We start from the raw sequence: 25,758 nt of genomic DNA on the forward strand, positions 1-25,758 counted from the left end.
GCGGCTTTTCGCCCTACTCCTTCAGCGTCCGGTTCAGGAAGTCGAGCGTCTTCGACCAGGCGTCTCTCGTCGCTTCCGGCTGGAAACTCTCGCCGCTCGGGTTGGCGAAGGCGTGACCCGCTCCCTCGTAGACGTAGATCTCCCGCTCGACGCCGAGTTCGCCGAGCGTCCGGTTGAACTCCCGCACCGTCTCGACGGGGACGACCTGATCCTCCGCGCCGAAGATGCCCAGCACCGGACCGTCGACGTTCCGGAGCGTCGATTCGTTCGTCGTCAGCGTCCCGTAGTAGACGACCGTCGCATTCAGGTCAGCGTCGCTCAGACTCAGTTGCAGGCTCTGGCCGCCGCCGAAACACCAGCCGAGGCTGGCGACCCGGTCGGTCGTGTACGGCAGCGCGCGTAGTCCGGCGGTCGCGTTGCTCATCTCCGCTACCGCCTCGTCGGGGTCGCTCCGCACCTCGCCCGACAACTGGGCTGCCTCCGAGGAGTTCGTCGCCACGCGGCCGTCGTAGAGGTCGACGGCGAAGACGACGTAGCCGTGGCCGGCGAGGATATCGGCCATGTGCCTGATGTTCTCGTTGAGACCCCACCACTCGTGGATCATGACGACGGCGGGGTAGGTCCCGTTGTCGGCCGGTCGAGCGAGATAGCCCGAGGTGCCGTTTATCGTCGTGTTCCGAGCCGTTATCGCCGAGAGGTTCTCGGCGCTGAAGATGTCGGCGTTGGACCCGTTCGTGACAACTCGGCAGGTTCCGTTCTTCTCGATCGCCCCCGGTTGACACCCCATGTGCGGCGTCTGATTGTACGATGCGGTCGGTGCGTCTGTAGGAGCCGGCGTCGCGGTCGTTGTCGTCGTGGTGGCAGTCGCAGTGGCGTTCGTCTGCGCGGCCGCCTCGCTCCCCTGGAGCGCGCCGGTGCAGCCGCTCAGGAGTAGCAGTACGGCCAGCGCCGACGCGAGAACGGTAGTTCGCATATCCTGTTGGATAGGCTATACGAACCAAAGCCGTTGTGACGAGTTGCCCCGCAGATACTGGTCAGGTCAGTCGGCCCGCGCGGGGACGCTACCGACGCCGTTGCCGCGAGCGAACCCGACGACGGCGTAGACGAACGGCGTATCGACCAGCGCGATCGTGAGCTTCAGGAGGTACTGGCCGACGACGAGCGAGAGCGCCCCGGCCAGCGGCATTTCCTGGAAGAGGACGAAGCCGACGCCGACGAAAATGATGGTGTCGACGAGCTGGCTCGTCGCCGTCGACCCGACGTTGCGAAGCCAGAGGGCGTCGCCGTCGGTCAGGTCACGCAGCGCGTGGAAGAGGAACACGTCGAGGTTCTGGCTGACGACGTAGGCCGCGAGGCTGGCGACGACGATGCCGGTGCTGGCCGCCAGCACGTTCCGGAACGCCGTCGGGTCCACGGGCTGGGCCGCCGCGGGCAGGCCGGGCGCGAGGATCGTGCTCCAGACCAGCGCCAACAGGACGAAGTTCATCGCGAAGCCGACGTTGACGACGACGGTGGCGGCCCGCCGGCCGTACAGTTCGGCGTAGCAATCGGAGGCGAAGAACGTCAGCGCGTACGCCAGCGCCGCGCCGGGGAGGACGAGCGTGTCGCCGGCGACGGGCAGCGAGAAGGGCAGGCCGAAGGCGAGCAGTTTCGAGGCGGTGACCTGCGAGACGACCAGCGCCGTCACGAACAGCGCGACGAGGGCGATCCGGACCGGTTGGCCGTCGCCGCGCGTCGGCCGGCCGTCACTGCTCATCGTCCAGCCGTCCCTGCCGCTCGTCGATGTCGTCCAGCAGATCGAGCGTCTTGCGGATAGAGGCGCGGATGGCCTCGCTCCGATTGACGAACTTCCCGTCCTCGCCGACGTGTTCGTCCAGGTCCCCCAGTAGCTCGGCGGGCACTTCGACGCTTATCTTGGGCATACTGAGAGAATACCGACAGGGTCGCTTAAATCAGTCGGCTCGCCGCCTCAGTCCGCGGGGTCGCTCCGACCCTTCGGCGTCCGCCGGCCGCCCAGCGTGTACACCCAGAGGATGCCCAGCCCGACGAGGTACGCGAGCGACACCGGGATGCCGACCAGCAGCATCGTGAAGATGCCGCTGGGCGAGAGGATGGCCGAGAGCGCGACGATGGCGATGACCACCTCGCGCCAGCGCTCGTACATCAGCTCGAAGGGGACGATGCCGCCCCGGTGGAACAGGAACATCGTCACGGGGATCTCCACGAGCAGGCCGATACCGATGGTGAGGAAGAACACCAGCCACCCGAACTTGCTGATGCGGTAGGCGATGACCATGTTCGCCTGCAACTGGTCGTAGGCGATCGCCGAGATGGTCATCGGCGCGACGTAGAGGAAGCCGAGCAGGCTCCCGCCGACGAGCGCCGCGAACACCGTCCCGCCCCAGAGGAGCAGGACGTTGCGGTCGCCGACGACGAACCCGCGTTCGCGCAGCGCCGGCCACGCGAAGTACAGCAACAGCGGGACGACGGAGACGAACCCGAGGATGGTCGAGAACTTCACGATGAAGACGAGGTGTTCGACCGGGTGGAGCGTGACGATGTCGAACCCCTCGGCCATTCCCGGCGGCAGGCGGCTGACGAAGGTCTTCTGCAGCCGCTCGATGCCGCCCGAGTAGAGGAAGAAGAACGCGCCGGCGAGGACGGCACCGAACACGCCCATGATCCAGAACGCTTTGGAGGCGATCGAGTCGAAGATGAAGCGCAGGTCGTAGTAGTAGCCGCCCACGTCGTCCTCGGTCGTCTCCTCCTCGGAGAAGGCGCTCATCATGCCGGCGGTGGTCGACGCGAGGACGTTCTCGCCCTCACTGCCGCCCTGGCCGCCCTCGGCCGTCGCGGCTTCGGCGTCGGCGGCCTGAGAGACCTCCTGGTCGGACTCGTCGGCCTCGTTTGCCATGTCCCAGCGGTCGAGGATGAGCTGGGCCTTCTCCTGGTCGCCCTCCGAGAGCGCGGTGTCGGCGTGCGCTAAGGCCTGTTCCTCGCTCATCTCCTCGAAGACCTCCGGCGGCGCGACTTCGACGGCCGCCCCGTCGATCTCGTCGATGTCGATGGCCGTCGGGTCGCCGTGCCGTCGGCCCGAGGGGGCTGCGCTCTGACCCAGCGCCTTCAGGACGTAGTAGTAGAGGACGCCGACGGCGACGAGGAGACCGAGCGCCGCGCCGAGAAGGGCGGCCGTCGTCTCCGTCGTGAGACCGAACAGCGCCGGGCGCGAGAGGGTGCCGGGGAGCCGCGAGGAGTACTGCGCGAGGAAGGCGACGGTCGCCCGCACGTACTCGAAGGCCGACGTGGTCAAGACGAGGTACACCGCGCCCCCGACGGCGACGACGACGCCCAGCAGGACGTTCCAGTGACCCGCGGCGACCCGGCGCGTGCTGATGAGGTCCGAGGAGCGTTTGATAGTGACCGCGAGCTTCGAGAGCGCGAGACTCAGCGCGTAGAGCCCGCACAGCGGCGCGGCCCACATGATCTGCGTGAAGGGGTCCGGCGGCGAGAACAGCGCCCCGAACCCGAAGATAGCGACGACGGCGTAGCGCCACTTGTCACGGAACGTCTCGTAGGGGACGATACCGGTGTACGAGAGGACGGTCATCAACAGCGGTAACTGGGCGGCCAGCCCGAACGACGCCGCCAGCAAGAAGACGAACTGCGCCCACTTGACGATGGAGTACTGGGGCTTGAACCCGGCGGCGATCGCGTTGCCCGCCAGGAAGTTGAACATCATCGGGAAGAACAGCTCGTAGGCGTAGGCGACGCCGACGGCGAACAGCCCCAGACTGGTGAGGACGAACAGCGCCCCCTTCCAGAACGGGATGTGTTCGGCGGGCCACCAGCCCCGCTGACGGAGGCCGTCCCGCCCGAAGTAAATGAGGAAGGGGAGCGCCATGAGAATCCCGACGACGGCCCCGATCTTCACCTGCAGGAGGATGACGTCGAAGGGCGTGACCGCGACGATGTTCGCGGCCTCCTGCGTCGTGAGGTCCATCTTCGAGTACAGGAGGTCCTGCTTGAGCCGGTCCCAGACCCCGTACTGCAGGCCCATGATGGTCCCCATCATTCCGACGACGAAGACGATGAACACCTTCTGGAGATGGGTCTGTGCGGTGCCGAGCATCGCCCCCAGCGTCGCCCGACCGCTCTGGACAGTCTGGACGGTGTCCTCGTCTATCGCACTCGCCATGTCCCCTGAGAGTAACCGAGTCGTCGTTATCAATTTGTCCATCACGCGAGCGTCCGAACCCCCCGAGCGCGGCCGCTCGAAAAGAAAGTTTACAACTACCACCCCCAAATGCAGTGTCAGATGGTGGACGGCGACGAGGACGAGGAGCGCTCCGACCCCGATGAGCCGCGCGACCCGCCACCGTTGGACGACAACGAAGCCGAGGTCAACCCACAGGACGGCGAAGCGGCGTCCGACGACGAGCAAGACACGTCCGACGACGAGCTCGCGGTCGAGGACGAATCGACGGCCGAGGAGTGGTTCGGCTCCGAGACCGACGAGGACGAACCGTCCGCCTCGCCCGAGGGTGACGAGAACTCGGACGGCTCGAACGACGAGGAGTTCGACGACGCCTTCGTCGGCGACTCGGCGGCGTCGGGACTCGGCGCCGGCGCGTCCGCGGACGACGAGCCGCTCTCTCCGCCCGAGGAAGACGACAACGAAGCCGAGGTCAATCCGCCGGCGCGCGAGGACGACGGGGACCGATACGCGGGGCCCGAGGAGGACCTGCCGGGAACTGACGCGATGGAGTCCGGCGGCCTCGACTCCGAGCGCGTCGAGCGCGGCGACGACCTCGAACCCATAAGCGACGACCTCGACCCGATCGGCGACGCGCCCGCCGGCGGCGACGAAGCGACCGCCGGGGCACACGCCCTGCCGGGTCCGACGCGGCCCGGCCTGTTCGACCGCGACCCCGCCGAGATCGAAGCCGCCGTCCCGGCCGACGTCCCCGTCGACCGAGGGATTCCGCCGACGCCGAGTCACGGCTCGGAAGCCGGCGGCGCGCCGGCGACCGACGCCGGCGACCCCGGACATGGCACCGGCGGCGAGGGGGGGTTCGGCGGCGCGCCCGACGACCAGGAGATGCCGCTGGCCGACCACGTCGAGGAGATGGCGATGCGGCTGTTCGTCGTCGTCGGCGTGATGTCCGTCGTCGCCGTCCTCACGCTCCCCGTCTCGGACGAACTCATCAACTTCCTCTGGTACTCTTTCCTCGACGGCCCCGCCGAGGCCTGCGGGCAGGTCGCCGTCGACGCCCAGCAGGGCGGCGCGGCCGCCGGACCGTCCGGCGCGGACTGCCCGCACATCTACAGCCCGCTGGCGCTGATATTCGCGCGGCTGAAAGTCGCGTCGTTAGTGGGCATGATCGTCGCCCTGCCCGTCTTCGTCTACCAGACGTACCTGTTCATGCGACCGGGGCTGTACCCCCGCGAGCGGCGCTACTACCTCGCCGCGGTTCCGACGAGCCTCGTGCTCGCTGCCGTCGGCGTCGCCTTCGCGTACTTCGCCGTCCTGCGGGCGATGTTCGATTACTTCAGCGTCTACTCCGACCGGGCTGCCGACCTCGCGTTCGGGCTGGGCGATACGTTCAGCCTCATGGTCCTGATGCTCGGCTTCTTCGCGCTCGTCTTCCAGATTCCGCTGTTCGTGATGCTCGCCATCATGATGGGCGTGACGACCCGCCGGTGGCTCGTCGAGCGCCGCCTCTACTTCTGGGGCGGGTTCGCCGCCGTCGCGTTCGTCTTCAGCCCCGACCCGACCGGGATGGCCCCGCTGATGGTCGCGGTGACGATGATCGGCCTCTTCGAGGGGACGCTCCTGCTGTTGAAGTGGACCGGGAGCAGTTCGCCGATCCCGTCCATCGACGACCTCACGGACCGCCGACCGACCATCTACGCGCTGTTCGCGCTGGTCGGCTACGTCGTGAGCCCCCTGCCGGTGCCCACCGGCTACTACGGGGAGCTGCCCGCGACCGTCACGGACACGCTGGCGACGGTGGGGCTCGCCCCGCCGATACTCGTCGGCGGCGGCCTCATCGTCCTGTTCGAACTGACGGCGTACGTCAACAAGAACTACTACGGCAGCGTCCGCCTCTGGCGGGGCCTCCGCCGGGCGCGCCTGCCGCTCTGGGCGGTCGCCATCGTCGTCGGCTACCTCTCCAGCCCCGACCCCGCGCTGTTCCGTCTCGTCCAGCAGTTCAGCGTCGAACCGACCGTCGCGGCGGCCGTCGCCGTCGGCCTCGTCGTCCTCTTCGAGGGGACGCTCGCGCTCGCCCGCTGGCGGAGCGGCGATCCCGACGACGACCGCGACGCGGAGTTCGAGGCCGAGACGTGAGCACGGTCCTCGTCGTCCGTCACGGCGAGACCGCCTGGAACCGCGAGGGACGCATCCAGGGCTGGGCACCGACCGAACTGACTGACCGCGGCCGCGAACAAGCGACGGCGGTGGGTCCGTGGCTCGACGAGAACTACGACGTGGACCGCGTCCGCTCCTCGGACCTCCAGCGGACCCGCGAGACGGCCGAGCGAGCCGTCGACGCCGCCGAGAACCTGCCCGACCCGACGCTCGACGAGGCGTGGCGCGAGCGCGGTTTCGGCGTCTATCAGGGCTTTCTCGCCGAGGACCTCTTCGAGCGCCACCCCGGCCACGAACCGGAAGCGAGCGTCTCGATCCTCGACGCCGACCCGGAGGGCGGCGAGAGCGTCGCCGACTTCTGCGACCGCGTCGAGTCGGCGTGGACGGAGTTCCGCGAGACGGTCGACGAGGACGAGACGGTGCTGTTGGTCACCCACGGCGGCGTCATCAAGGTCCTGCTCTCGCTCGTGGCCGACCGCGGCCGCGAGCGGACACTGTCGGGGCACTCGCCGCCGAACTGCTCGGTGACGGAGATCCGTCTCGACGGCGATGGTCCGGAACTTCTCAGGGAAGGAGAACGGCCCGCAGAAAACTGAGCGAAGCCCTCAGTCGTCGACGCTCGGATACTCCGTATCGAAGACGTTCGAGACCACGTCGTCCTCGCCCTGGTTCTCCGCGTCGCTCTGACCCTCCTCTTCGGGGCTGACGCTCCCGGTCTGATAGCCGTGGAGGTCGAGCGTGACGTGGTCGAAGCCACAGTCCTCGACGTGGTCGCGGGCCGCCCGGACGAAGTCGGGGTCCAAGGCCGCTTCCAGTTCTTCCTCGCCGACCTCGATGCGGGCCAGGCCGTCGTGGTCGCGCACGCGGAACTGCTCGAAGCCCCACGTCCGGAGCAGGCGCTCGGCCTTCTCGACGCGCGAGAGGCGGTCCTCGGTCACTTCGAGGCCGGTCGGGATGCGCGAGGAGAGACAGGCCATCGAGGGCTTGTCGGCGACCGAGAGGTCGTACTCGCGGGCGATGTCCCGAACTTCGGGCTTCTCGATGTCGTGTTCTAAGAGCGGCGAGTAGGCGTCCAGTTCCTCGACGGCGCGGAGACCGGGGCGGTGGCCCTCGCCGACGTCGGAGGCGTTGGTGCCGTCACAGACCACGTCGATGCCCAGTTCCCGGGCGCGGTCGTACATCGCGCCCAGTCGCATCGAGCGGCAGTGATAACACCGCATGTCGTCGTTCTCGATGAACTCCTGACTGTCGAGTTCGGAGAACTCCACGATCTCGTGGCGGATGCCGATCTCCTCGGCGACCCGGGTCGCGTCCTCCAACTCGGCGGCGGGCAGGGTCTCGGACTTCGCGGTACAGGCGATGGCGTCCTCGCCGAGGGCGTCGTGTGCCAGCGCCGCGACGACGCTCGAATCGACGCCGCCGGAGAACGCGACGAGCACGCCGTCGCGCGATTGTAAGTCCTCGCGGGCGGCGGCTAGTTTCTCCGCGACAGGGGACATGGACTCCCCTATCGGGCGGACGGCAAAAACGCCTTCGCGTCGGCCGCTCTATCGTGCTAGAGAGTGCCATATGCCGGATACGCTTTTGTCGATGGGATGAAAACCGCGAATCGATGCCCTCCACTCGATTCACCGCCGCGTTAGCGGCGCTCGCGCTCGCGACGCTCCCCGGCCTCGCCGCGGCGCAACGGCCGCCGGCGGTACAGTTCTCGCTCACGACGCAGTTCGCCATCGCCTTCGGGTACAGCTTCGCCGTCGGGGCGCTCATGCTCGCCGCGGACCGCCGCTGGGTCGACGGCGTCGCCAGCGAGGCACGCCGAGACCCCGTCGTGAGCGTCGCCGTCGGGTCACTCGGCTACTACGCCGCCGCCGTCGGATTCGCGCTTCTCGCCATCACCATCGTCGGCATCGTCGTCACGATTCCCGGCCTGCTCGGACTGTTCGTTCTCGCGCTGGTCGGAACGCCGCTCGGGGCCTACACTGCCGGTCGGGTGCTGACCGACGCGGGCGGCGCAGAGAACCGGTGGCTCGCCCTATTCGTTGGAACGATACTCATCGGCGCGGTGAGCGCCGTCCCCCTCGTGGGCGGCCTGTTGAACACGCTCGTCGCCAGTCCGGGCGTCGGCGTCCTCATGCTACGGACGAAACGCCGTCTGTTAGATTGAGTGCCGACCGTCCGACGGGTCGGACTGACAACGGGTTTTTTCTCGTCGGCCTCGAATGAGTCGGCAGATGGAACTGGAATCGGTGCCCGGCGTCGGGGCGAAGACGGCCGCCGCCCTGCGCGAGTTGGACGACCCCGAACGGGCGCTCAGCGAGGGCGACGTGGCGGCACTGTCGCAGGCACCGGGCATCAGTGAAGGGAGGGCCGCTCGCATCGCCCGCGGCGCGATCCGCGCCGAACACGACGACCCCGGCGGGTTCGCCGCGACGCCGCGCGCCCGCGAGATCTTCGGCGAGGCCCTCGGGCTCGTCCAGGAGCGCACCGTCACCGACTACGCCGCGAAGCGACTTGAGACGCTGTACCCCAGCGGCGTGCGAGAGCGCATCGAGGAGGTCCGAGCGTTCAGCGAGCGAGCGACGGAACGAGACCCCGACCCCGACGTTCGAGCGGCGCTGGCCGGCGTCGAACCGCTCTCCGAACCCGGCGACGTCCGCGTCCGTGACCGCTGTCTCGCCACGAGCGACGCCGAACGGTACGCGGAAGCTCAGGAGGTCATCCCCGAGGTCAGCGTCGAGGTGGTCGACGACGCCCGGCAACTGGCCGAGCTCGCCCGCTCGTACTCGACGGTCGTGGCGCTGGACGAGGCTTTCGCCGGCGTGGATATCGAGGGCGACGTGCGGATCGAACCCGACGCGCTCGAACGGCCGGCGAGCGTCGTCCCCGAGCGCGTCCTGACCTTCTTCGCGCGGAACCGCGACCGGGTGCGGGCCGCCGCCGAGGTCCACCGCGTCGCCGGGCTGGACGCACCCTGTGATCTGGGAACGCTCGCCGACGCGCTCGAACAGCTCGACGCCGACGGCAGCGTGCGCGGCGACGACGAACTCGACCGACTGTCGACGGCCGTCGACGACCTCGACGCCGCCGTCTCGACGGCCGAAAGCGTCGCCAACGACCACCTCCGGGACGCCATCGAGGAGCGCGACGTGACCATCGAGGGGACGGACCTCCTCTCGCTGGTCGAGCGCGGCGCGGGCGTGGACTCGCTGCTCCAGCGCGAACTCGCCGACGAGTACGCCGCCGCCGTCGAGAAGGCCCGCGACCACCTCGTCGACGCGCTGCGACTGCGAGACACGGAGGCGACGGCCCGGCGGGCCTTTCCGGACGAACCCGCCTACCCAGTCGAGCGCCAGGAAGACGTAGTGAGCCGGCTGCGCGAGGAACTCACCGCCGCGCGGGACCGCCGTGCAACGCGGCGAAAGCGCGAACTGGCCGACGACTTAGCGGAGATGCGCTCGGACGCGGAGTCGCTCGTCACCGCCGCCCTCGAACTGGACGTGGAACTCGCCGTCGCCCGCTTCGCCGCCGACTTCGACTGTACGCTCCCAGAGGTGACCGAGGAGGGCGGCTTCGAGATCGAGGGCGGGCGCTCCCCGCTGCTCGACGTCGACTTCGAGGCGGTGGAACCGGTCGATTACGGCGTCTCGGGCGTCACCGTTCTCTCGGGGGTCAACAGCGGCGGGAAGACGTCGACGCTCGACCTGGTGGCGCTCGTGACGACGCTCGCGCACATGGGTCTGCCCGTCCCCGCCGAATCCGCTCGCATCGGCCGCGTGGCGGAACTGCACTACCACGCGAAGACGCAGGGGACCCTCGACGCCGGCGCGTTCGAGGCCACCCTCCGGGAGTTTGGCGGGCTCGTGACCGACGTGGCCGCCGACCGCCCCGTGATGGTGCTCGTGGACGAACTCGAATCCATCACGGAACCCGGCGCGGCGGCGACCATCATCGCCGGCATCCTCGAATCGCTGGCCGAGCGCGAGGTGACGGCAGTCTTCGTCTCGCACCTCGCAGAGGACATCCTGGCGGCGGCCGACGCCGACCTCGCCATCGACGGCATCCAGGCCGAGGGACTGGTCGACGGCGAACTGCGGGTGAATCGCTCCCCTGTGAAGGGGCAACTCGCCCGCTCGACGCCGGAGCTCATCGTCGAAAAACTGGCCGACGACGGCGGCGACGAGGGCTTCTATTCGGGGTTGTTGGGGAAGTTCAAGTAGCGAGGGGCGACGACCGAACGGTAGTGAGAGAGTCGGCCCTCGGGACAGCGAGCGGCGAAGCCCCGAGCAGTAGCGTGGTTCGGTGCGAGCGCTGCGAGCGAGCCCTCGCACAACGGCGGAGCGCACCTCCACGCCCGCGTGCGATTTCACTTCCGCCGTTGGTGGCAAATGGTTAAGTGGTCCGGGAAGCTCGGTGAAAGTGATGAGCGACGACCCCGAGGAGGGGATGCTCGGCTGGGACGAGTCGGTGTTCCGGGACGAGCACGTCTTCGAGATCGACTGGCTCCCGGAGACGTTCAAACACCGGGAGACGCAGATGGAGACGCTGAAGTACTCGCTCCGGCCGGCGGTTCGGGGCTCGCGGCCGCTGAACGTCATCGCGCGCGGACCGCCGGGCACCGGCAAGACGACGGCCTCGCAGATCCTCTTCGACGAGCTGACCGCCCAGACGGACGTGCAGGCGGTGCGGGTCAACTGCCAGGTGGACTCGACGCGCTACGCCGTCTTCTCGCGGCTGTTCGCCGAGATATTCGAATACGAACCGCCCTCCTCGGGGATCTCCTTCAAGAAGCTCTTCTCGCAGATCACCGACAAACTCGTCGAGGAAGACGAGGTGCTGGTGGTGGCGCTCGACGACGTGAACTACCTCTTCTACGAGAGCGAGGCCAGCGACACGCTCTACTCGCTGTTGCGCGCCCACGAGGCCCACTCGGGCGCGAAGATCGGCGTCATCTGCATCTCCTCGGACCTCGAACTCGACGTCATCGAGGCGCTGGATACCCGCGTCCAATCGGTGTTCCGGCCCGAGGAGGTGTACTTCAATCAGTACGGCCAGTCCGAGATCGTCGACATCCTCGAAGAGCGAGTCGAGCGCGGGTTCAACGAAGGCGTGGTCGGTCCCGAAGTGCTCGACCGCGTCGCCGAGTTCACCGAGGAGCAGGGCGGCGACCTGCGGGTGGGGATCGACCTCCTGCGGCGGGCCGGGATGAACGCCGAGATGCGCGCCTCGCGGTCGGTCGAACTCGAAGACGTGGAGTCGGCCTACGATAAGTCCAAATACGTCCACCTCTCGCGTCGTCTGCGGGAACTCTCCGACTCGGAGGCGGCGCTCGCGGAGGTCATCGCCGCGCACGACGGCCAGCGCGCCGGCGACATCTACGACGCGTTCAACGACGCGACCGGGCTTGGTTACACCCGCTACTCCGAGATCATCAACAAGCTCGACCAGCTGGACATCATCGACGCCGACTACACCGAGGTCGAAGGCAGAGGTCGCTCGCGACGACTGACGCTCAACTACGACGCCGACGCGGTGTTAGAGCGACTGTAGTCACCCCATCTTCTCGAAGGTCGTCTCGGCCCACTGAACGGCGTAGTCGGCCCCGTGCTCCCGGTAGGCGTCGGTGTCGAGCGCGGCGAACGGCGCGGGGAGGGAGAGGCCGTGTTTGACCGCGCTACAGGCCAGTTCAGCCGCCGCGGCGAAGTTCGTCTGCCCGCGGGCGACTTCGCCCGCGAGGTCCGAGAGGCGGGGTTCGAGGCGTTCGCCGGCGTCGGCCCACGCGTCGTAGAGGCCGGGGTACTCGTCGGCCCACGTCTCGAAGGCCGCACGAGTCTGGATACCGAGATACGCGTCGTACAGCGCCGCGGCGAGCTGGTAGGTGTCCGCGGGACCGAGCCGGTCGCCGACGACGCGGGCGAACTCGGGATAGCGCTCGCCGAAGAAGCCCAGGAAGTGTTCCGGTTCGTCGAGACTCACTTCGACCAGTGCCTCGGCTATCAGGAACTCGACGAACGGCGTCGGCGAGGTCTCCAGTCGCGGCTTGACGAACACGCAGGGCGGCTCGGTCTGGTGCGTCCACGCGACGCCGCCGTCGCCGGGCATCCCGACGGTGAGGTCGCTCCCGGCGAAGCGGTGCAGTTCATCGGGCGCGTCGTCGGGGAGCCACGACGGCTCGTAGGCGAGGGGGTCCACGGCGTCGGTGACCAACAGCAGTTGCTCCGCGACCGCCGAGTCCAGCGTCTCGAAGTCGCGCTCGCAGTTCAATACGAGCGCGTCGGGGGCGTACGCCGACCGGACCGCGGCCGGTTCCCCGGAGAGCGAGCGCTCCGTGAACATCTACGCCGTGAACACGATGAGGTTGGCGATGATGCCGACCGAGAGGATAGTCGATACAGCGAGCGTTCCGAGGACGATCTTCGTTGCCGTGCTCATGTGAGTCCGTATCGCAGGCCCCGCATTAAGTGTTGAGAAACGACTACCGCTTGCCGGACGCCGTCCCCGTCAGTCGTCGGCCACGCCGACGGTGGAGCGACGGGCCACGTCGCGCCACTTACCGGTCCAGAAGCGACCGGTGTTGACCGCCGCCTTCACGTAGTAGCTGCCGACGAGGGCGACGAAGATAGCCGGGAGACCGAGTCCCAGTCCGGGCGCGACGCTGACGCCGACGAACGGAAGCGTCACCGCGAACGTCGTCGGGAGCGCGACCGCCGCGACGGGGAGGCGAAAGCAGTAGTCGCCGAGGACCGAACCGTAGAGCGGCCAGCGGGTGTCGCCGGCGCCGCGCAGGCTCCCGCGCATCGTCCGCGAGACGGAGAACCCGGCGACGCCCAGTCCGAAGACGCGGACGAACCGGGTCGCGAGGCCGGGATACTCGGTGCCGAAGAGCGAGACGACGGGCCGGGCGAAGACGACCAGTACGGCGGCGACGGTGAGTTGCACCGCAAGCGCCACGCGCAGTGTCTGCCAGCCGTAGTCCGCCGCCGATGACTCGTCGCCGGCCCCGAGGTGTTGGCCGACGAGCGTCGAGGCGGCGGTGGAGTACCCCCACGCGGGCATCAGCGCCAGCAGCATCACCCGCCGGCCGATGGCGTAGGCCGCGAGCGTCGGCGTCCCGAGGACGCCGAGAACGAACAGGAACGGGAAGCGCGCGAACGTCTGGAGAAGGCGCATTCCGGCCAACGGCAGCGCCACGCGGACGATCTCGGCTACGAGCGCGCGGTCGAACTGCGGCCCGGCGAACGACAGCTGGACGGCGTACCGCCCGGAGACCAGCAGCGCGAGGAAGATGGCGGCCGCGAGCGTGTTCGCGATCGCCGTCCCCCACGCCGCCCCGGCGATGCCCAGTTCGGGGAACGGCCCCGGACCGAAGATGAGGAGCGCGTTGAGCGCGACGTTGGTCGGCAGCGTCAGCAGGCGGACGTACATCGGCGTCCGCGTGTCCGCGCTGCCGGCGAGCGACCGCGAGGCGATCATGCTCCAGAAACGCGGGGCCAGCGACAGCATGACGATACTGAGGTACGTCGCGCCGTAGTCGATGGTCGTCGCGTCGTTCGTGAGGACGTCGACGAGAACGCCGGGGTACAGCCACGAGACGGCGGTCAGTGGAGCCGACAACAGGAGCGCCAACCACAGCGACTGCTTGACGGCGAGGTTCGCCCGGGCCGGCTGGTCGCCCCCCTGTAACCGGGAGACGACGCTGATAGTCCCCGAGGAGACCGCCAGCGAGAGTCCGAAACCGACGAAGTAGTACTGAAAACCGAGTTCCAGTCCCGCGATGGCGGCGTCGCCGAGCGCGATACCGACCATCAGGAAGTCCGCGAGTCTGAGGAGGATGCGCAGGCCGCCGGTGACCATCACCGGCGCGGCCAGGTCCGTCGCCTCGGTCGCCTTCTGCCGGTCGACCAGACCCAGGCGTGCCAGCACCGCCGGGACGCCCTTCACGAACCGCTGGAGGAGGCGGCGGACCATCTACGAGGTCCTGACGGGGAAGCGCGCTCTCGGAGCCAGGGCGGCAGCGCCGTGCATGACGGCGCTAGGGAATCAACTGCTCGCCGTCGTCGTCGTAGACCGCGATGGCCTCCACCGGACACGCGCGAGCCGCGAACTTCGCGTCGAACTCGGCGTCTTCGGGAACCTCGCGCACGAACAGGTCCTCGTCGCGTTCCTCGCTATCCGCGAGCACCGCCTTGCCGGCGTCCTCGTCCTTCTCGAAGGCGTCCCACTCCGCGACGCACTGGAACATCCCGATGCAGGTGTCGCGGTCGTACTCGATGTGCATACGGTCGGGTTAGCCCGTGACGGCCAAAGGCGTTCCCCTCGGTCACTCGGCGGACGGCGAGCGAAGACGGAGACAACAGTTTAAATCGGAGCGGCCCCCAACGGAGGGACAATGGACGTTGCGGACCTGCCGGGTGTCCCCGAGTGGCTCCCGGACCATCTACGCGAGGACGGCATCGAGGAACTGTACCCGCCACAGGGCGAGGCCGTCGAAGCGGGCGTCACCGAGGGCCAGAACCTCGTCGCCGCCATCCCCACCGCCAGTGGCAAGACCCTCGTCGCCGAGTTGGCGATGCTCTCGTCGGTCGCGCGGGGCGGCAAGGCGCTCTACATCGTGCCGCTTCGCGCCCTCGCCAGCGAGAAGCAAGCCGAGTTCGAGCAGTTCGAGCAGTACGGCCTGGACGTGGGCGTCTCGACGGGCAACTACGAGTCCGAGGGCGGCTGGCTGGCCGACAAAGATATCGTCGTCGCCACCAGCGAGAAGGTCGACTCGCTCGTGCGCAACGACGCGCCGTGGATCGAGGAGCTGACCTGCGTCGTCAGCGACGAGGTCCACCTCGTCGACGACGGCCAGCGCGGCCCCACGCTCGAAGTGACGCTGGCGAAACTCCGCCGGCTCAACCCCGACTTACAGACGGTGGCGCTCTCGGCGACCATCGGTAACGCCGACGAACTGGCAGGATGGCTGGACGCCGAACTCGTCGACTCCGATTGGCGACCCATCGAGTTACAGAAGGGCGTCCACTACGGGCAGGCGCTCCACTTAGAGGACGGCCAGCAGAAGCGACTGGCGGTCCAGAACAACGAGAAGGCGACCGCCGCCGTCGTCCGCGACACGCTGCAGGACGACTACGACGACGAGGGGAACCTCAAAGAGGAGGGCGGGTCTTCGCTCGTGTTCGTCAACTCCCGGCGCAACGCCGAGGCCGCCGCCGGGCGACTGGCGAACACCGTGCGCCCGCATCTCACCGACGAGGAACGGACGCAGCTCGCCGACGTGGCCGCCGAGATCCGCGACGTGAGCGACACCGAGACGAGCGACGACCTCGCCGACGCCGTCGCCGACGGCGCGGCGTTCCACCACGCGGGCCTCGCTCGGGGCCACCGCGAACTCGTCGAGGACGCCTTCCGCGACCGACTCGTCAAGGTGGTCTGTGCGACGCCGACGCTCGCCGCCGGCGTCAACACCCCCTCGCGGCGCGTCGTCGTCCGGGACTGGCGGCGCTACGACGGCACCGCGGGCGGGATGCAACCGCTCTCCGTGCTCGAAGTCCACCAGATGATGGGGCGGGCGGGTCGGCCGGGACTGGACCCCTACGGCGAGGCCGTCCTCGTGGCCAACAGCCACGACGAACTCGACGAACTGTTCGAGCGCTACGTCTGGGCCGACCCCGAGCCGGTGCGCTCGAAGCTCGCGGCCGAGCCGGCGCTTCGCACCCACATCCTCGCCACCGTCTCCTCGGGCTTCGCCCGCTCTCGAGAGGGGCTGCTGGAGTTCCTCGAACAGACGCTCTACGCCAGCCAGACCGACGAGAGCGGCCGCCTCGAGAGCGTCACCGACGACGTGCTGACGTATCTGGAGCGCAACGGCTTCCTCGAAATCGACGGCGGCGAACTGGACGCCACCTCGCTCGGTCACACCGTCTCGCGCCTCTACCTCGACCCGATGAGCGCCGCCGAGATCATCGACGGACTGGAACACTGGCAGCGCCACGCCGGAGACGCCGATAGCGGAACTGACGAGCGCGAGGCCGCCGAGGGCGGCTTCACCACCGCGAGCGAACTGGCAGACGAGGCGACCGCCGAAGCGAGCGGCGACACCGACCCCGACGAGATCTCGGCGCTCGGCCTCTACCACCTCGTCTCGCGCACGCCGGACATGTACCAGCTCTACCTCCGCTCGGGCGACCGCGAGGAGTTCGAGATGGAGCTGTACGAACGCGAGGACGAGCTGCTGGGGCCGACGCCGTCGGAGTTCGAGGACAGCCGCTTCGAGGACTGGCTGTCGGCGCTGAAGACCGCGCGGCTGCTCGAAGACTGGGCCGAGGAGGTCGACGAGGAGACCATCACCGAGCGCTACGGCGTCGGCCCGGGCGACATCCGCGGGAAGGTCGAGACCGCCCAGTGGTTGCTCGGGGCCGCCGAGTCGCTGGCCGACGAGGTCGACGCCGACGTGGCCCGCGCCGTCAGCGAGGCCCGCATCCGCGTCGAACACGGCGTCCGGGAGGAACTGGTCGAACTCGCGGGCGTGCGTGGCGTCGGGCGCAAGCGCGCGCGTCGCTTGTTCGAGGCCGGCATCGCCGACCGCGCCCAACTGCGCGACGCCGCGAAGCCGGTCGTGTTGGCGGCCCTGCGGGGCCGCCGGAAGACCGCCGAGAACGTATTGGAGAACGCCGGTCACCGCGACCCCTCGATGGAGGGCGTCGAACCCGACCCCGACGTCGAGGTGGACGCGACCGACCCGCGCGACGGGGCCGAAGACGACGACACGAGCGAGGACCAGTCGAGCCTGGGTGACTTCTGATGGAGGTGGTAGAGGGCGTCGCCGACGTCGAGGACGTGGGGGACTTCGTCGAGCGCGTCGATGCCGTCGGGGAGCGACACGACGTGACGATACAGGTGTTCGACGCCCGCTACGTCGTCGACCGCGCCCACCTCGAACGGGCGGTCGAACTGGCGACGCGCGCCCGGTCGCGAGACGACGCCATCGCCGAGGACTTCGGCGTCGAGATACTGCTGTACGCGGCCGGTCGTCGGCAGATAAACAGGGCGCTGGAGATGGGCGTCAGCGGGGGCGAAACCCCGGTCGTCGCAGTGGTCGTCGGGAACGAGACGAGTGGCGGCACCGAGGCAGCAGGCGGCGACGACCCCGAGACGGCGGCCGCCGCTGACCTCCGTGACCTGCTCGCGCCCGGAGAGACGCTCGGCGGGTACGACCCCAAACGAGTGCGTGCGTTCTTCGACGTGTCCGACACCGAACTGGCGGCCACCGACGGCACGCTCGCCGACGCCGTCCGCGAGCGGGTGGCGCTCCTCGTCGTCGAGAAGTAGCGGCAAGCGTTTTCCCGCGGAACGCCCTAGAGCCACGCGAATGAGCCCGCGAGCAGACCAGCCGTCGCGTCCCGTCCGACAGTGACAGCGCTCGAAGCGCCGGTCGAAATCGGCGGCGTCACCGTCCCGAATCGATTGTACCGCGCGCCGGTCCTCGAATGCGCCGGTACCGGCGACGAGGCCGCCGTCGACGCGCTCGTCGACGAGCTCGAACCGACCACCGAATCGGGCGTCGGCCTCGTCTTCCAGGGGGCCAGCGTCGTCACGGAAACGGGGGGGTTCGCCGCCCCGAACATGACGCGGATGCACGACCCCGAGTTCGTCGCCCGCCTCGAACGGCTGACCGACGCGGTTCATGCACACGAGGGCAAGATATTCGTCCAGCTCGCGCACGGCGGGCTCCGGAGCCTCTCGCTGTGGCACGGCGAGTATCGGGAGCGATATCCCGACCGGCGACAGCTCGCCGTCTCCCGGCCGCCGCGCGCCCTCCGTCTGCTCGACCGCGCGGGCATCCTCTCGCTGAAACCCCACGTCCTCTCGACCGAGGAGGTGTACGACCTCGCCGAGAAGTTCGGTCGCTCGGCCGGCTACGCCGTCGACGCCGGCTACGACGGCATCCACTTGTCGGCGGCCAACATGGGTATCATCCAGCAGTTCCTCTCGCCGTACTACAACCGCCGGGACGACGAGTTCGGCGACGGCGTCCGCTTCCTGGAGGTCGTTCACGACGCCGTCCGCGACCACGCCGGCGACGTCCCGTTACTCACGAAGGTACCAGTGGAAACTGATTCCCCCCCGTTCGTCCGGCGGCGCATCTCCCGTCTCTCGGGTCTCGATACGGCACAGCGCCTCGACCGGATCGGCTACGACGCGCTCGTGCCCGTGGAGGTCTCGGTGTTCTGGGACATGAGCATCATCCGCGGCGCGTTCCCCGACCGAGCGTGGGCGGCGGCCGACCTCCAGTCGGCGTACGAGACGGCGTTCGGCGGGCCGGTGAGGGCGCGCGCGGTGGAACTGCTCAACCGCCTCCAGGCCCGGCAGTTCGACCGCGACCCGGGCTGGAACGCCGACTTCTGTCGGCGGGTCCGACGGCGCGTCGACGTTCCGGTGCTACTGGAAGGCGGGTTGCGGGCCCGCGCCGACTGCGACCGCTATCTGGGCGACGACGGCGACCCGCCCGCCGCCGACATGGTCGGCATGGCCCGGCCGTTCTACGCCGAACCGCGACTCGGCGCGCGCTTGCTCGAGGGCCACGACGCGCTCTGTGCGAGTTGCAACAACTGTACGGTCCCACAGGTCGCCGGCGAACCCGGTCGCTGTCGGACACCGTCGGTCGTTCGGGCGCAGGCGCGGCTCGCCGAAAAAGATGCCTACGAGAGAGATACCGGTGCTGGGTCTGGTTCGGAGAGCGAGCAGTAAGAATTGCAACCAGCACACTCATCCGCATCCAACCCCGATGATGCCTAATGACTTCCGAGATAGCGTCGGACCGCGTCGAACTGACGGTCGACGGCGACGACGTAGACATCCACTATCGAACCGGTGGCGACGGGCCGCCGATGGTGTTCTTACACGGCATCGGACTGGACGCCGCCACGGTGTCCTGGCGGTACGCGTTGCCCGCGTTAGCCGAGGAGCGCACCGTCTACGCGCCCGACTTGCCGGGCCACGGAAGGAGCGACAAACCGGACTGCGACTACACGACCGAGTACTACCTAGAGACCGTCGAGGCGTTCCTCGACGCGCTCGATATCGACGAGCCGGCGATGACGGGCTTATCGATGGGTGGGGCGATAGCGCTCGGCCACACACTCGACGGTCGTGCGGTCGAGCGCCTCGTCCTCGTCGATAGCTACGGACTGGGCGCGGACGCCTACTGGCGAACGGCCGCCAACGGCATCTTTCAGACCCCGGTACTCGGCGACATGCTCTGGCAGGGCGTGAGCGTCTCGAAGCCAGCTATCCGGACGGGACTGCGCGGGATGGGTGCAGTGGAACCGTCACAGGAACTCGTCGACGACGTGTCCGCAGTGGTCGACCGTGGTACCGTGCGGGCGATGCGGCGTTGGCAGCGCAGCGAGTTCCGAGAGAGCGGCTTCCGGACGAACTACGCCGATCGACTCGCGGAAATCGACGTTCCGACGCTGCTGATCCACGGCAAAGAGGACCCGTTGCTCCCCGAGTCGTGGTCGGAGCGAGCGGCGACGTTGATCGAAGATAGCCGGTTAGAGATTTTCGAGAACTGCGGCCACTGCCCGCCGCGCGAGCAACCGGAGCGGTTCAATCGCGTCGTTCGAGCGTTCTGTTAGTTCGGTAGCTCGTCGATGAGGACGACGGCCTCGCCGTCGATGACGACCTCGTCGTCGCTCTTTACGCGCGTCGTCAGACGGTACTGTTCGTCGCCGAGATCCTCGACGATCTCGCACTCGGCGGTGAGTCGGTCGCCGATGCGGACCGGGTTGTGGAACTCCAGATCCTGCGAGAGGTAGATGGTCAGGCCGGGGAGACGGGCGAGGCCGGCGCTGATGAGCGACCCCACCAGTGTCCCGTGAGCGATGCGGCCGCGGAACCGCGTCTGCTCTGCGAACTCGTCGTCCAGGTGAAGCGGGTTCGTATCGCCGCTGGCTGCGGCGAACTGTCGGACGTCGTCGTCGGAGATCGTCTTGGTGAACTCGACGCGGTCGCCGACGCCGAGGTGGTCGGGGTGGTCCTCGGAGATCGTGACGTGCCACTCCGGCAAGTCCTCGTTCGGCTCGATACGCTCTGCGGGCGGTTCGGTGACGTCCTCGTCCTCATTGTTATCGTGTTGCACGCCGAAGGCCGCGAACGCAGCCCGGTTGGCCGCGACGACGCTGTTGAACATGTGTGAGGAGGTTTCGGTCCACGTATCGAGCAGTGGGTTCCGAGGCGATTCAGAACTCATTGATGAGTCGTATTTAGTGGTCCGAGTATTAAGTCTTGGCGTTGCTTCGAGTTCTATACGCTCGAGACGGCTTCTACCCCGCGAGGACGTGGGTTTCACGATTCTGTGACGACACATAGAGCCGCGAGCGTCTCGCTCGCCGTCGCTCAGCCTGTTACCATTCTCTACCATCTAATGGTAACAGATGGTATTTTGCGGAAGTCTTAAGTCATTGAAGGGTGTAGATGGAGGTACCGATGGCCGACGAGGACGACGGTCTGATGTGGCCCCCGATGTTCAAGGGGATGCAGCAGGCGAGCGAGAACGCGATGGAACAGCAGCAGCAGATGATGAAACAGTTGTTCGCCGGCGGTGGCATGCCGAGCTTCGATATGAATCAGCTCGGCGCGATGAGCCAGATGGCGACGTTCAAGACCCGCGTCCAGAGCGGTGGCCGTATCAGCATTCCCGACGCCGAACGCGAAGCGCTCGGCATCGAGGAAGGCGATATCGTCCAGACAGTCGTCCTCCCGGTCAAAACAAACACGGAGTAATCAACAATGGTAGACTACACCACCCCCGTCACGACCGCTTTCGAGATGCAGCGCGCGACGATCGAACAGAGCCAGAAGGCCCTCGAACAGAGCGTCACCTTCCAGAAGAACGTCAACAGCGCCGTCATCGACAGCCTCGACACGCAGGAGTCGGCTCAGCGTCGCGGCGTCGAGCTCTCGAAGACCGCCTTCCACAGCTACCTCGACGCCGTCGAGACGACGATGCCCGGCATGGCCGGTCCCATCAACGAGGTTCGGCAGGCCGTCGACGAGCAGTACGACTTCCTGCTGGAGAACCACGCCGAAGTGTTCGACAACCTCGAGAGCGAGATGACCGAGGGCGCCGACGCTTACGACGAGCTGACCGAGGATTACCTCAACGCCGTCGAGGAGCAAGTCGACATGCTCGTCGAGGCCCACGAGGAACTCGAATCCCAGTCCGTCGAGGTGGCCCAGCAGTACGGCGACCAGCTCGAAGAGGTCCAGGAGCAGGTCGAGGAGATCCAAGAGCAGGTCGAAGAAGTGCAGTCCCAGGCCGCCGACGCCGTCGAGGCGTAACGAACCAGCCGTTTTTTGTGCGTTACAGCGCGAGTTACTACATACCAATGAGCGATACCAACCAGATGCAGGACAATTGGGCGGAGATGGTCGAACAGATGAACGACGCGGTCGCCGATTCGATGGAGCAGAACATGAAGGCACAGGCGGCCTTCGTCGAGTCGTGGGCCGACGCCGTCGAGGACTCCCTCCCGAAGGAAGACGAGCTCGCGGAGGGCCTTCAGGGCTACAACCAGGCCTACGAGGAGTGGATGAACGCGGCAGAGCAGATGGTCGAGCGCTCGGCCGACGCCGCGCAGGGCGAGGACGTCGACCCCTCCGAGTTCCGCGACATCTGGCTCCAGTCGGCCAACGAAGCGTTCAAACACGTCATGGGAACCTCGGCCTTCGCGGCCGCCAACGGCCAGCTCGTCGAGTCCATGATGGAGATGCAACAGGAGGCCGACGAACTCAACCAGGACGCCATCGCCCAGATGGGCTTCCCGACCCGCGACGACATGGACGAGGTCGCAGAGCGCCTCCTCGAAGTCGAGCGCCGTCAGCACGCCGTCGAGGAGAAACTCGACCGCGTCCTCGAACACCTCGAAGAGTAACTCATGTCCAGTAATCAATTCAACCCGTTCGCGGCCGCGCTCGACTGGCAGACCAAGACGCTCGAATCCATGTCCGAGGCCGCAGAGACGAGTCAGGTCGCCGACGAGCGACTCGAGCTGATGGAGTCGGTCGAAGTCGGCCAGACGCCGAGCGAAGCCGTCTACGAGGAGAACAAGCTCGAGCTCCTCCACTACGACGCGGAAGCCGCCGGCATCGAGGTCGACGAGGAGGACAAGGAGTCGGTCCCCATCCTCATCGTCTATGCGCTCATCAACCGGCCGTACATCCTCGACTTACAGGAGGAGCGCTCGGTCGTGCGCCGTCTGCTCGAGGCGGGCCACGACGTCTACCTCCTCGACTGGAACGAGCCCTCGCGCCTCGACCAGCACCTGACCCTCGACGACTACGTCAACCGCTACATCGACAACTGCGTCGACGTCGTCCGCGAGCGCTCCGGCCAGGATAGGATCAACATCCTCGGCTACTGCATGGGCGGCACCATGTCGGTGATGTACGCCGCGCTCCACCGGGAGAAGGTCAACGCGCTCGGCCTCATGGCCGCCGGGCTGTGTTTCGACCAGACCGGCGGCGTCTTAGAAGAGTGGGGCTCCGACGAGTACTACGACCCCGAGGACGTGGTCGAGACGTTCGGCAACGTCCCCGCGAACATGCTCGACATCGGCTTCGCGCTGATGGACCCCGTCGACAACTACGTCTCGAAGTACATCCGCCTCGCGGAGAACTTAGAGAACGAGGCGTTCGTCGAGAACTTCGGCCGGATGGAGAAGTGGCTCGGCGACGGCATCGACATGGCCGGCGACACCTACGTCCAGTTCCTCAGAGACGTCTATCAGGACAACAAGCTCTACAAGAACGAACTGGAAGTCGGCGGCGAACACGTCGACTTGGATAACCTCGACATGCCCGTCCTCCAGTTGATGGGCGAGTACGACCACCTCATCCCGCCGGCGGCCTCGAAGCCGTTCAACGACGTCATCCCGAGCGAGGACACGCGGACCATCGAGTTCTCGACGGGCCACATCGGCCTCTCGGTCTCCTCGTCGACCCACGCCGACCTCTGGCCCGAGGTCGCCGAGTGGTACAAGGAGCGCAACCGGCAGGACGAAGAGGTCGACATCGAGGTCGAATCGCCCGACGAGGTCGCCGAGGAAGCCGTCGAAGAGGTCGCGGAAGACGTCGACGAGGCCACCGACGCGGCCGCCACCGAGGACGTCGGCACCGAACCCGCCGCCGACGTCGAGACCGTCGACGGCATCGGCCCGACCTACGCCGACCGCCTCCACGAGGCCGGCGTCGACACCGTCGACGACCTGAAGGGATACGACGCCGCCGAGATCGCCGAGCTGGCCGAGACGACCGAGTCTCGAGCCCAGGAGTGGCTCGACCAGCTGTAGTTCGGTCGCCGGCGATTCTTTTTCTTCGCGCTCGCCCAAGGAGAGCCATGCGCGTCTCCGTCATCGGCGGTTCGAGAGTGTCCGACGACCAGTACCGACAGGCACGCACCGTTGGCCGATTGCTCGCCGAAGCGGGCCACGAAGTCGTCTGTGGCGGGCTAACCGGCGTGATGGAAGCGGTCTGTCGCGGCGCGAGCGACGAGGGCGGCCACACCATCGGCATCCTTCCCGGCGAGCGCCGCGCCGCCGCCAACGACTACGTCGACACCGTCGTCGCGACCGGCCTCGGGAACGCCCGGAACGTCCTCGTCGTGATGAACGGCGCGGCCGTCATCGCCATCGACGGTAAGGCGGGGACGCTCTCGGAACTCGGCCACGCACTCGATATGGGCCGTCCAGTGGCCGGACTCGGGACGCACGAACTCGACGAACTGGACGGCATCGAACACGTGGACACGCCGAAAGCGGCCGTCGAGCACGTCGAATCGACGGTGTAGCCTCCGCCGGGGAAGTCACTCCAGCCAGTCGACGAAGCTGCCGTCGAGAAGCGTCTCGCGCTGGTGGCGGATGTACGCGGACTGCATCCCCCAGATGGCCTCCGCCAGCGGGACCTTCTCCTCGACGCGCTGGCGGACGTACTCGTGCTTCCAGCGAGCGGGAGTGAGCCGCCGGTCGGCGCGTTCGCGCAGCGGTCGGATGTACTCGTGAGCCTCCTCCGTCGAGAGGCCGTGTAGTTCCAGCCCCTCGCGGGCCAGTTCGAACAACTCGCCGTAGATCTCGTCGGTCGCCGTCGTCGTCTCGCCGTCGGCGGTTATCCACTCGATGTCGGCCCGCAGCCCGTCCTCGGCGGCGGCGTAGAAGTTGTCCTCGGCCGTCTCCCAGTCCTGTGACTGGATCGGATGTTCGAGTTTCGGGAGGCTCTCCATCAGCCCCGCGAACAGCGCCTCGAAGGCGATGGCGTCGTCGACGGTGGGCTGGGCCGGCAGCGGGCGGAACTCGATGCGGGCGTTGGCCGCCGAACGGGTCGCCCCCTCGAAGACCGGGCGAACCCATCGCCAGTACGACCCGTGTTTGTGTCGCAGGTGGACGAAGCCGTCGTCGAAGCGCGTCCCCGACTGGAGGTCCATGGGGACGATGGTGTCGTCTTCGACGATGTCGTCGATGACTTCTTCGACGGTCTCGAAGTCTGGCGGGAAGCAGACCTTCGGCGGCGTCGGGTCGTCCTCCGGCGGGTTGAGGACGGACTCGAAGACGCCGATGCGGTTCTCCATGTGCGCGTCGTCGACGATCTCCTCGTCAGGCGCGTCGTCGTAGAGGTCCGGGGGGAAGAACGGGGCGTTGACGCCGAGTGCCAGCACCGGGCCGGCGACGCGCAGCGCGTAGCTGAAGTACTCGGGGAGGTCCGGCGCGTGGGGAATCTGGTAGTGGGGCTGGATCGACGTGATGAGCGCCTCGGGCATCACCGACTCCGCCCGCAGCGAGACGTGCGGCGCGTCGAGTTCGAACGCCGACGGGTAGTCGGTGTTGGCCATCGTGTGATAGCGAACCGAATCGGACATGTTGGTCCCGATGCGGATGCCGTCCTCCTCGACGGCGTCACAGAGGTACTCGCGGGCGGTCTCGCCGGTCGGCGGCACCGTCCACATCCCGTCGGAGACGAGCCGGATCCCCTCGGTGCCGAGCCGCTCCTGGGCCGGCATCAGCGACGACTTCAGTTCGTGGCGCTGGGCCGCGAGCCCGTGGGAGTTCAGCGGCACGGGGCTGGTCTGCATCTCCGCGTTGTGGAGCCCGAGCTCCTTCTCGAAGCCGACGAGTTCGAGCAACTGTCTGGGCACGCGACGGAGGGCATCGGTCTGATCGTCGACGGCGTACAGCTCCAGTTCCATCCCGACGATGGCCTCGGTGTTGTCGAACGTCCCCGACCTGACCTCCTCTTTGAGCGACTCGGCCTCCTCGCGCGCCTGTGCGTGGAACGCCTCGGCGTCCACGTCGAGCGCCTGCGCGACTGCCGCGGCCAGTTCCGATGCCGACATAGCCGCC

At 67.7% G+C, this 25,758-nt stretch carries 25 protein-coding genes; 14 read left to right on the forward strand and 11 right to left on the reverse strand.

The genetic code is table 11. From position 1 onward, the window contains the following. Positions 1–13: 13 nt before the first annotated feature. From EGH23_RS13245 to EGH23_RS13260, 4 genes are all read right to left on the reverse strand, one after another. Positions 14–973 (reverse strand): dienelactone hydrolase family protein, encoded by a 960-nt coding sequence (locus EGH23_RS13245; RefSeq protein ID WP_220580466.1) that lies wholly within the window; start codon positions 971–973, stop codon positions 14–16. 66 nt (positions 974–1,039) lie between these two features. Then, positions 1,040–1,756 carry a queuosine precursor transporter gene (locus EGH23_RS13250; RefSeq protein ID WP_220580467.1) on the reverse strand — a complete coding sequence of 239 codons (717 nt, stop codon included), beginning with the start codon at positions 1,754–1,756 and terminating at the stop codon, positions 1,040–1,042. Next, positions 1,746–1,922: a ribbon-helix-helix domain-containing protein gene (locus EGH23_RS13255; RefSeq protein WP_135303406.1), complete on the reverse strand. Its 177-nt coding sequence runs from the start codon at positions 1,920–1,922 to the stop codon at positions 1,746–1,748. The genes EGH23_RS13250 and EGH23_RS13255 overlap by 11 nt, the downstream gene beginning before the upstream one ends. A 47-nt stretch (positions 1,923–1,969) precedes the next feature. Beyond that, positions 1,970–4,195, reverse strand: a complete 2,226-nt coding sequence (locus EGH23_RS13260; RefSeq protein ID WP_220580468.1) for a twin-arginine translocase subunit TatC — start codon at positions 4,193–4,195, stop codon at positions 1,970–1,972. A 120-nt stretch (positions 4,196–4,315) separates the two neighbouring features. On the opposite strand from EGH23_RS13260, the gene EGH23_RS13265 reads away from it, so the two are divergent. Both EGH23_RS13265 and EGH23_RS13270 read left to right on the forward strand, forming a co-directional pair. Further along, on the forward strand, positions 4,316–6,349 hold the full coding sequence (locus EGH23_RS13265) for a twin-arginine translocase subunit TatC (protein ID WP_220580469.1): 2,034 nt from the start codon (positions 4,316–4,318) through the stop codon (positions 6,347–6,349). Next, positions 6,346–6,966, forward strand: a complete 621-nt coding sequence (locus EGH23_RS13270) for a histidine phosphatase family protein (RefSeq protein WP_220580470.1) — start codon at positions 6,346–6,348, stop codon at positions 6,964–6,966. Before EGH23_RS13265 ends, EGH23_RS13270 begins: the two co-directional genes overlap by 4 nt. 9 nt (positions 6,967–6,975) lie before the next feature. On the opposite strand, the gene larE is transcribed toward EGH23_RS13270, so the two are convergent. Next, positions 6,976–7,869, reverse strand: coding sequence for an ATP-dependent sacrificial sulfur transferase LarE (gene larE, locus EGH23_RS13275; protein ID WP_220580471.1), 894 nt, complete (start codon positions 7,867–7,869; stop codon positions 6,976–6,978). 113 nt (positions 7,870–7,982) lie between these two features. Here larE and EGH23_RS13280 point away from each other — a divergent pair, with 113 nt between their 5' ends. The 3 genes from EGH23_RS13280 (at position 7,983) to EGH23_RS13290 (ending at position 11,917) form a co-directional block, all read left to right on the forward strand. Then, positions 7,983–8,534 (forward strand): DUF8173 domain-containing protein, encoded by a 552-nt coding sequence (locus EGH23_RS13280; protein WP_220580472.1) that lies wholly within the window; start codon positions 7,983–7,985, stop codon positions 8,532–8,534. A 67-nt stretch (positions 8,535–8,601) separates the two neighbouring features. Beyond that, a complete protein-coding gene (locus tag EGH23_RS13285) occupies positions 8,602–10,587 on the forward strand; it encodes a helix-hairpin-helix domain-containing protein (RefSeq protein ID WP_220580473.1) in 1,986 nt (661 codons plus the stop codon). A 202-nt stretch (positions 10,588–10,789) separates the two neighbouring features. Then, the gene (locus EGH23_RS13290; RefSeq protein WP_220580474.1) at positions 10,790–11,917 is read left to right on the forward strand and encodes an ORC1-type DNA replication protein; all 1,128 of its coding nucleotides are present in this window, start codon (positions 10,790–10,792) and stop codon (positions 11,915–11,917) included. Here EGH23_RS13290 and EGH23_RS13295 read toward each other — a convergent pair whose 3' ends face one another. The 4 genes from EGH23_RS13295 to EGH23_RS13305 all read right to left on the reverse strand — a co-directional run bounded on the left by EGH23_RS13295 (position 11,918) and on the right by EGH23_RS13305 (position 14,645). Continuing rightward, positions 11,918–12,703, reverse strand: coding sequence for a DUF7089 family protein (locus EGH23_RS13295; RefSeq protein ID WP_220580475.1), 786 nt, complete (start codon positions 12,701–12,703; stop codon positions 11,918–11,920). After that, the gene (locus tag EGH23_RS27195; protein WP_425433223.1) at positions 12,704–12,799 is read right to left on the reverse strand and encodes a hypothetical protein; all 96 of its coding nucleotides are present in this window, start codon (positions 12,797–12,799) and stop codon (positions 12,704–12,706) included. Positions 12,800–12,868: 69 nt separating this feature from the next. After that, positions 12,869–14,335 carry an MATE family efflux transporter gene (locus EGH23_RS13300; RefSeq protein ID WP_220580476.1) on the reverse strand — a complete coding sequence of 489 codons (1,467 nt, stop codon included), beginning with the start codon at positions 14,333–14,335 and terminating at the stop codon, positions 12,869–12,871. Positions 14,336–14,399: 64 nt separating this feature from the next. Then, positions 14,400–14,645 carry a ferredoxin gene (locus tag EGH23_RS13305; protein WP_135303415.1) on the reverse strand — a complete coding sequence of 82 codons (246 nt, stop codon included), beginning with the start codon at positions 14,643–14,645 and terminating at the stop codon, positions 14,400–14,402. A gap of 111 nt (positions 14,646–14,756) precedes the next feature. Between EGH23_RS13305 and EGH23_RS13310 the strand changes: the two genes are divergently transcribed. The 4 genes from EGH23_RS13310 (at position 14,757) to EGH23_RS13325 (ending at position 20,004) form a co-directional block, all read left to right on the forward strand. Then, positions 14,757–17,168: an ATP-dependent DNA helicase gene (locus EGH23_RS13310; RefSeq protein WP_220580477.1), complete on the forward strand. Its 2,412-nt coding sequence runs from the start codon at positions 14,757–14,759 to the stop codon at positions 17,166–17,168. Beyond that, positions 17,168–17,695, forward strand: a complete 528-nt coding sequence (gene cgi121 / locus EGH23_RS13315; RefSeq protein WP_220580478.1) for a KEOPS complex subunit Cgi121 — start codon at positions 17,168–17,170, stop codon at positions 17,693–17,695. Before EGH23_RS13310 ends, cgi121 begins: the two co-directional genes overlap by 1 nt. An 81-nt stretch (positions 17,696–17,776) precedes the next feature. Further along, on the forward strand, positions 17,777–19,114 hold the full coding sequence (locus EGH23_RS13320) for an oxidoreductase (protein WP_220580479.1): 1,338 nt from the start codon (positions 17,777–17,779) through the stop codon (positions 19,112–19,114). Positions 19,115–19,161: 47 nt separating this feature from the next. After that, complete coding sequence (locus EGH23_RS13325; RefSeq protein ID WP_220580480.1) at positions 19,162–20,004, forward strand: alpha/beta fold hydrolase; 843 nt, start codon at positions 19,162–19,164, stop codon at positions 20,002–20,004. Here EGH23_RS13325 and EGH23_RS13330 read toward each other — a convergent pair. After that, positions 20,001–20,558, reverse strand: coding sequence for a MaoC family dehydratase (locus EGH23_RS13330; RefSeq protein WP_220580723.1), 558 nt, complete (start codon positions 20,556–20,558; stop codon positions 20,001–20,003). The two genes, EGH23_RS13325 and EGH23_RS13330, sit on opposite strands and share 4 nt — an antisense overlap. 296 nt (positions 20,559–20,854) lie before the next feature. Here EGH23_RS13330 and EGH23_RS13335 point away from each other — a divergent pair, with 296 nt between their 5' ends. From EGH23_RS13335 to EGH23_RS13355, 5 genes are read left to right on the forward strand one after another with little or no spacing between them, the layout of a single operon-like run. Next, on the forward strand, positions 20,855–21,151 hold the full coding sequence (locus EGH23_RS13335; RefSeq protein WP_135303420.1) for an AbrB/MazE/SpoVT family DNA-binding domain-containing protein: 297 nt from the start codon (positions 20,855–20,857) through the stop codon (positions 21,149–21,151). 6 nt (positions 21,152–21,157) lie between these two features. Beyond that, the gene (locus EGH23_RS13340; RefSeq protein ID WP_220580481.1) at positions 21,158–21,709 is read left to right on the forward strand and encodes a hypothetical protein; all 552 of its coding nucleotides are present in this window, start codon (positions 21,158–21,160) and stop codon (positions 21,707–21,709) included. Positions 21,710–21,756: 47 nt separating this feature from the next. Beyond that, positions 21,757–22,302, forward strand: a complete 546-nt coding sequence (locus EGH23_RS13345) for a poly(R)-hydroxyalkanoic acid synthase subunit PhaE (RefSeq protein WP_220580482.1) — start codon at positions 21,757–21,759, stop codon at positions 22,300–22,302. A 3-nt stretch (positions 22,303–22,305) separates the two neighbouring features. Then, entirely contained in the window at positions 22,306–23,718 is a 1,413-nt protein-coding gene (gene phaC, locus EGH23_RS13350) for a poly(3-hydroxyalkanoate) polymerase subunit PhaC (RefSeq protein WP_220580483.1), read from the forward strand. Positions 23,719–23,732: 14 nt separating this feature from the next. Beyond that, positions 23,733–24,215 carry a TIGR00725 family protein gene (locus tag EGH23_RS13355; RefSeq protein WP_483867113.1) on the forward strand — a complete coding sequence of 161 codons (483 nt, stop codon included), beginning with the start codon at positions 23,733–23,735 and terminating at the stop codon, positions 24,213–24,215. A 15-nt stretch (positions 24,216–24,230) separates the two neighbouring features. On the opposite strand, the gene EGH23_RS13360 is transcribed toward EGH23_RS13355, so the two are convergent. Then, complete coding sequence (locus tag EGH23_RS13360) at positions 24,231–25,751, reverse strand: glutamate-cysteine ligase family protein (RefSeq protein ID WP_220580485.1); 1,521 nt, start codon at positions 25,749–25,751, stop codon at positions 24,231–24,233. Between the last annotated feature and the right edge of the window lie 7 nt (positions 25,752–25,758).

This window comes from Haloarcula nitratireducens (genome assembly GCF_019599505.1).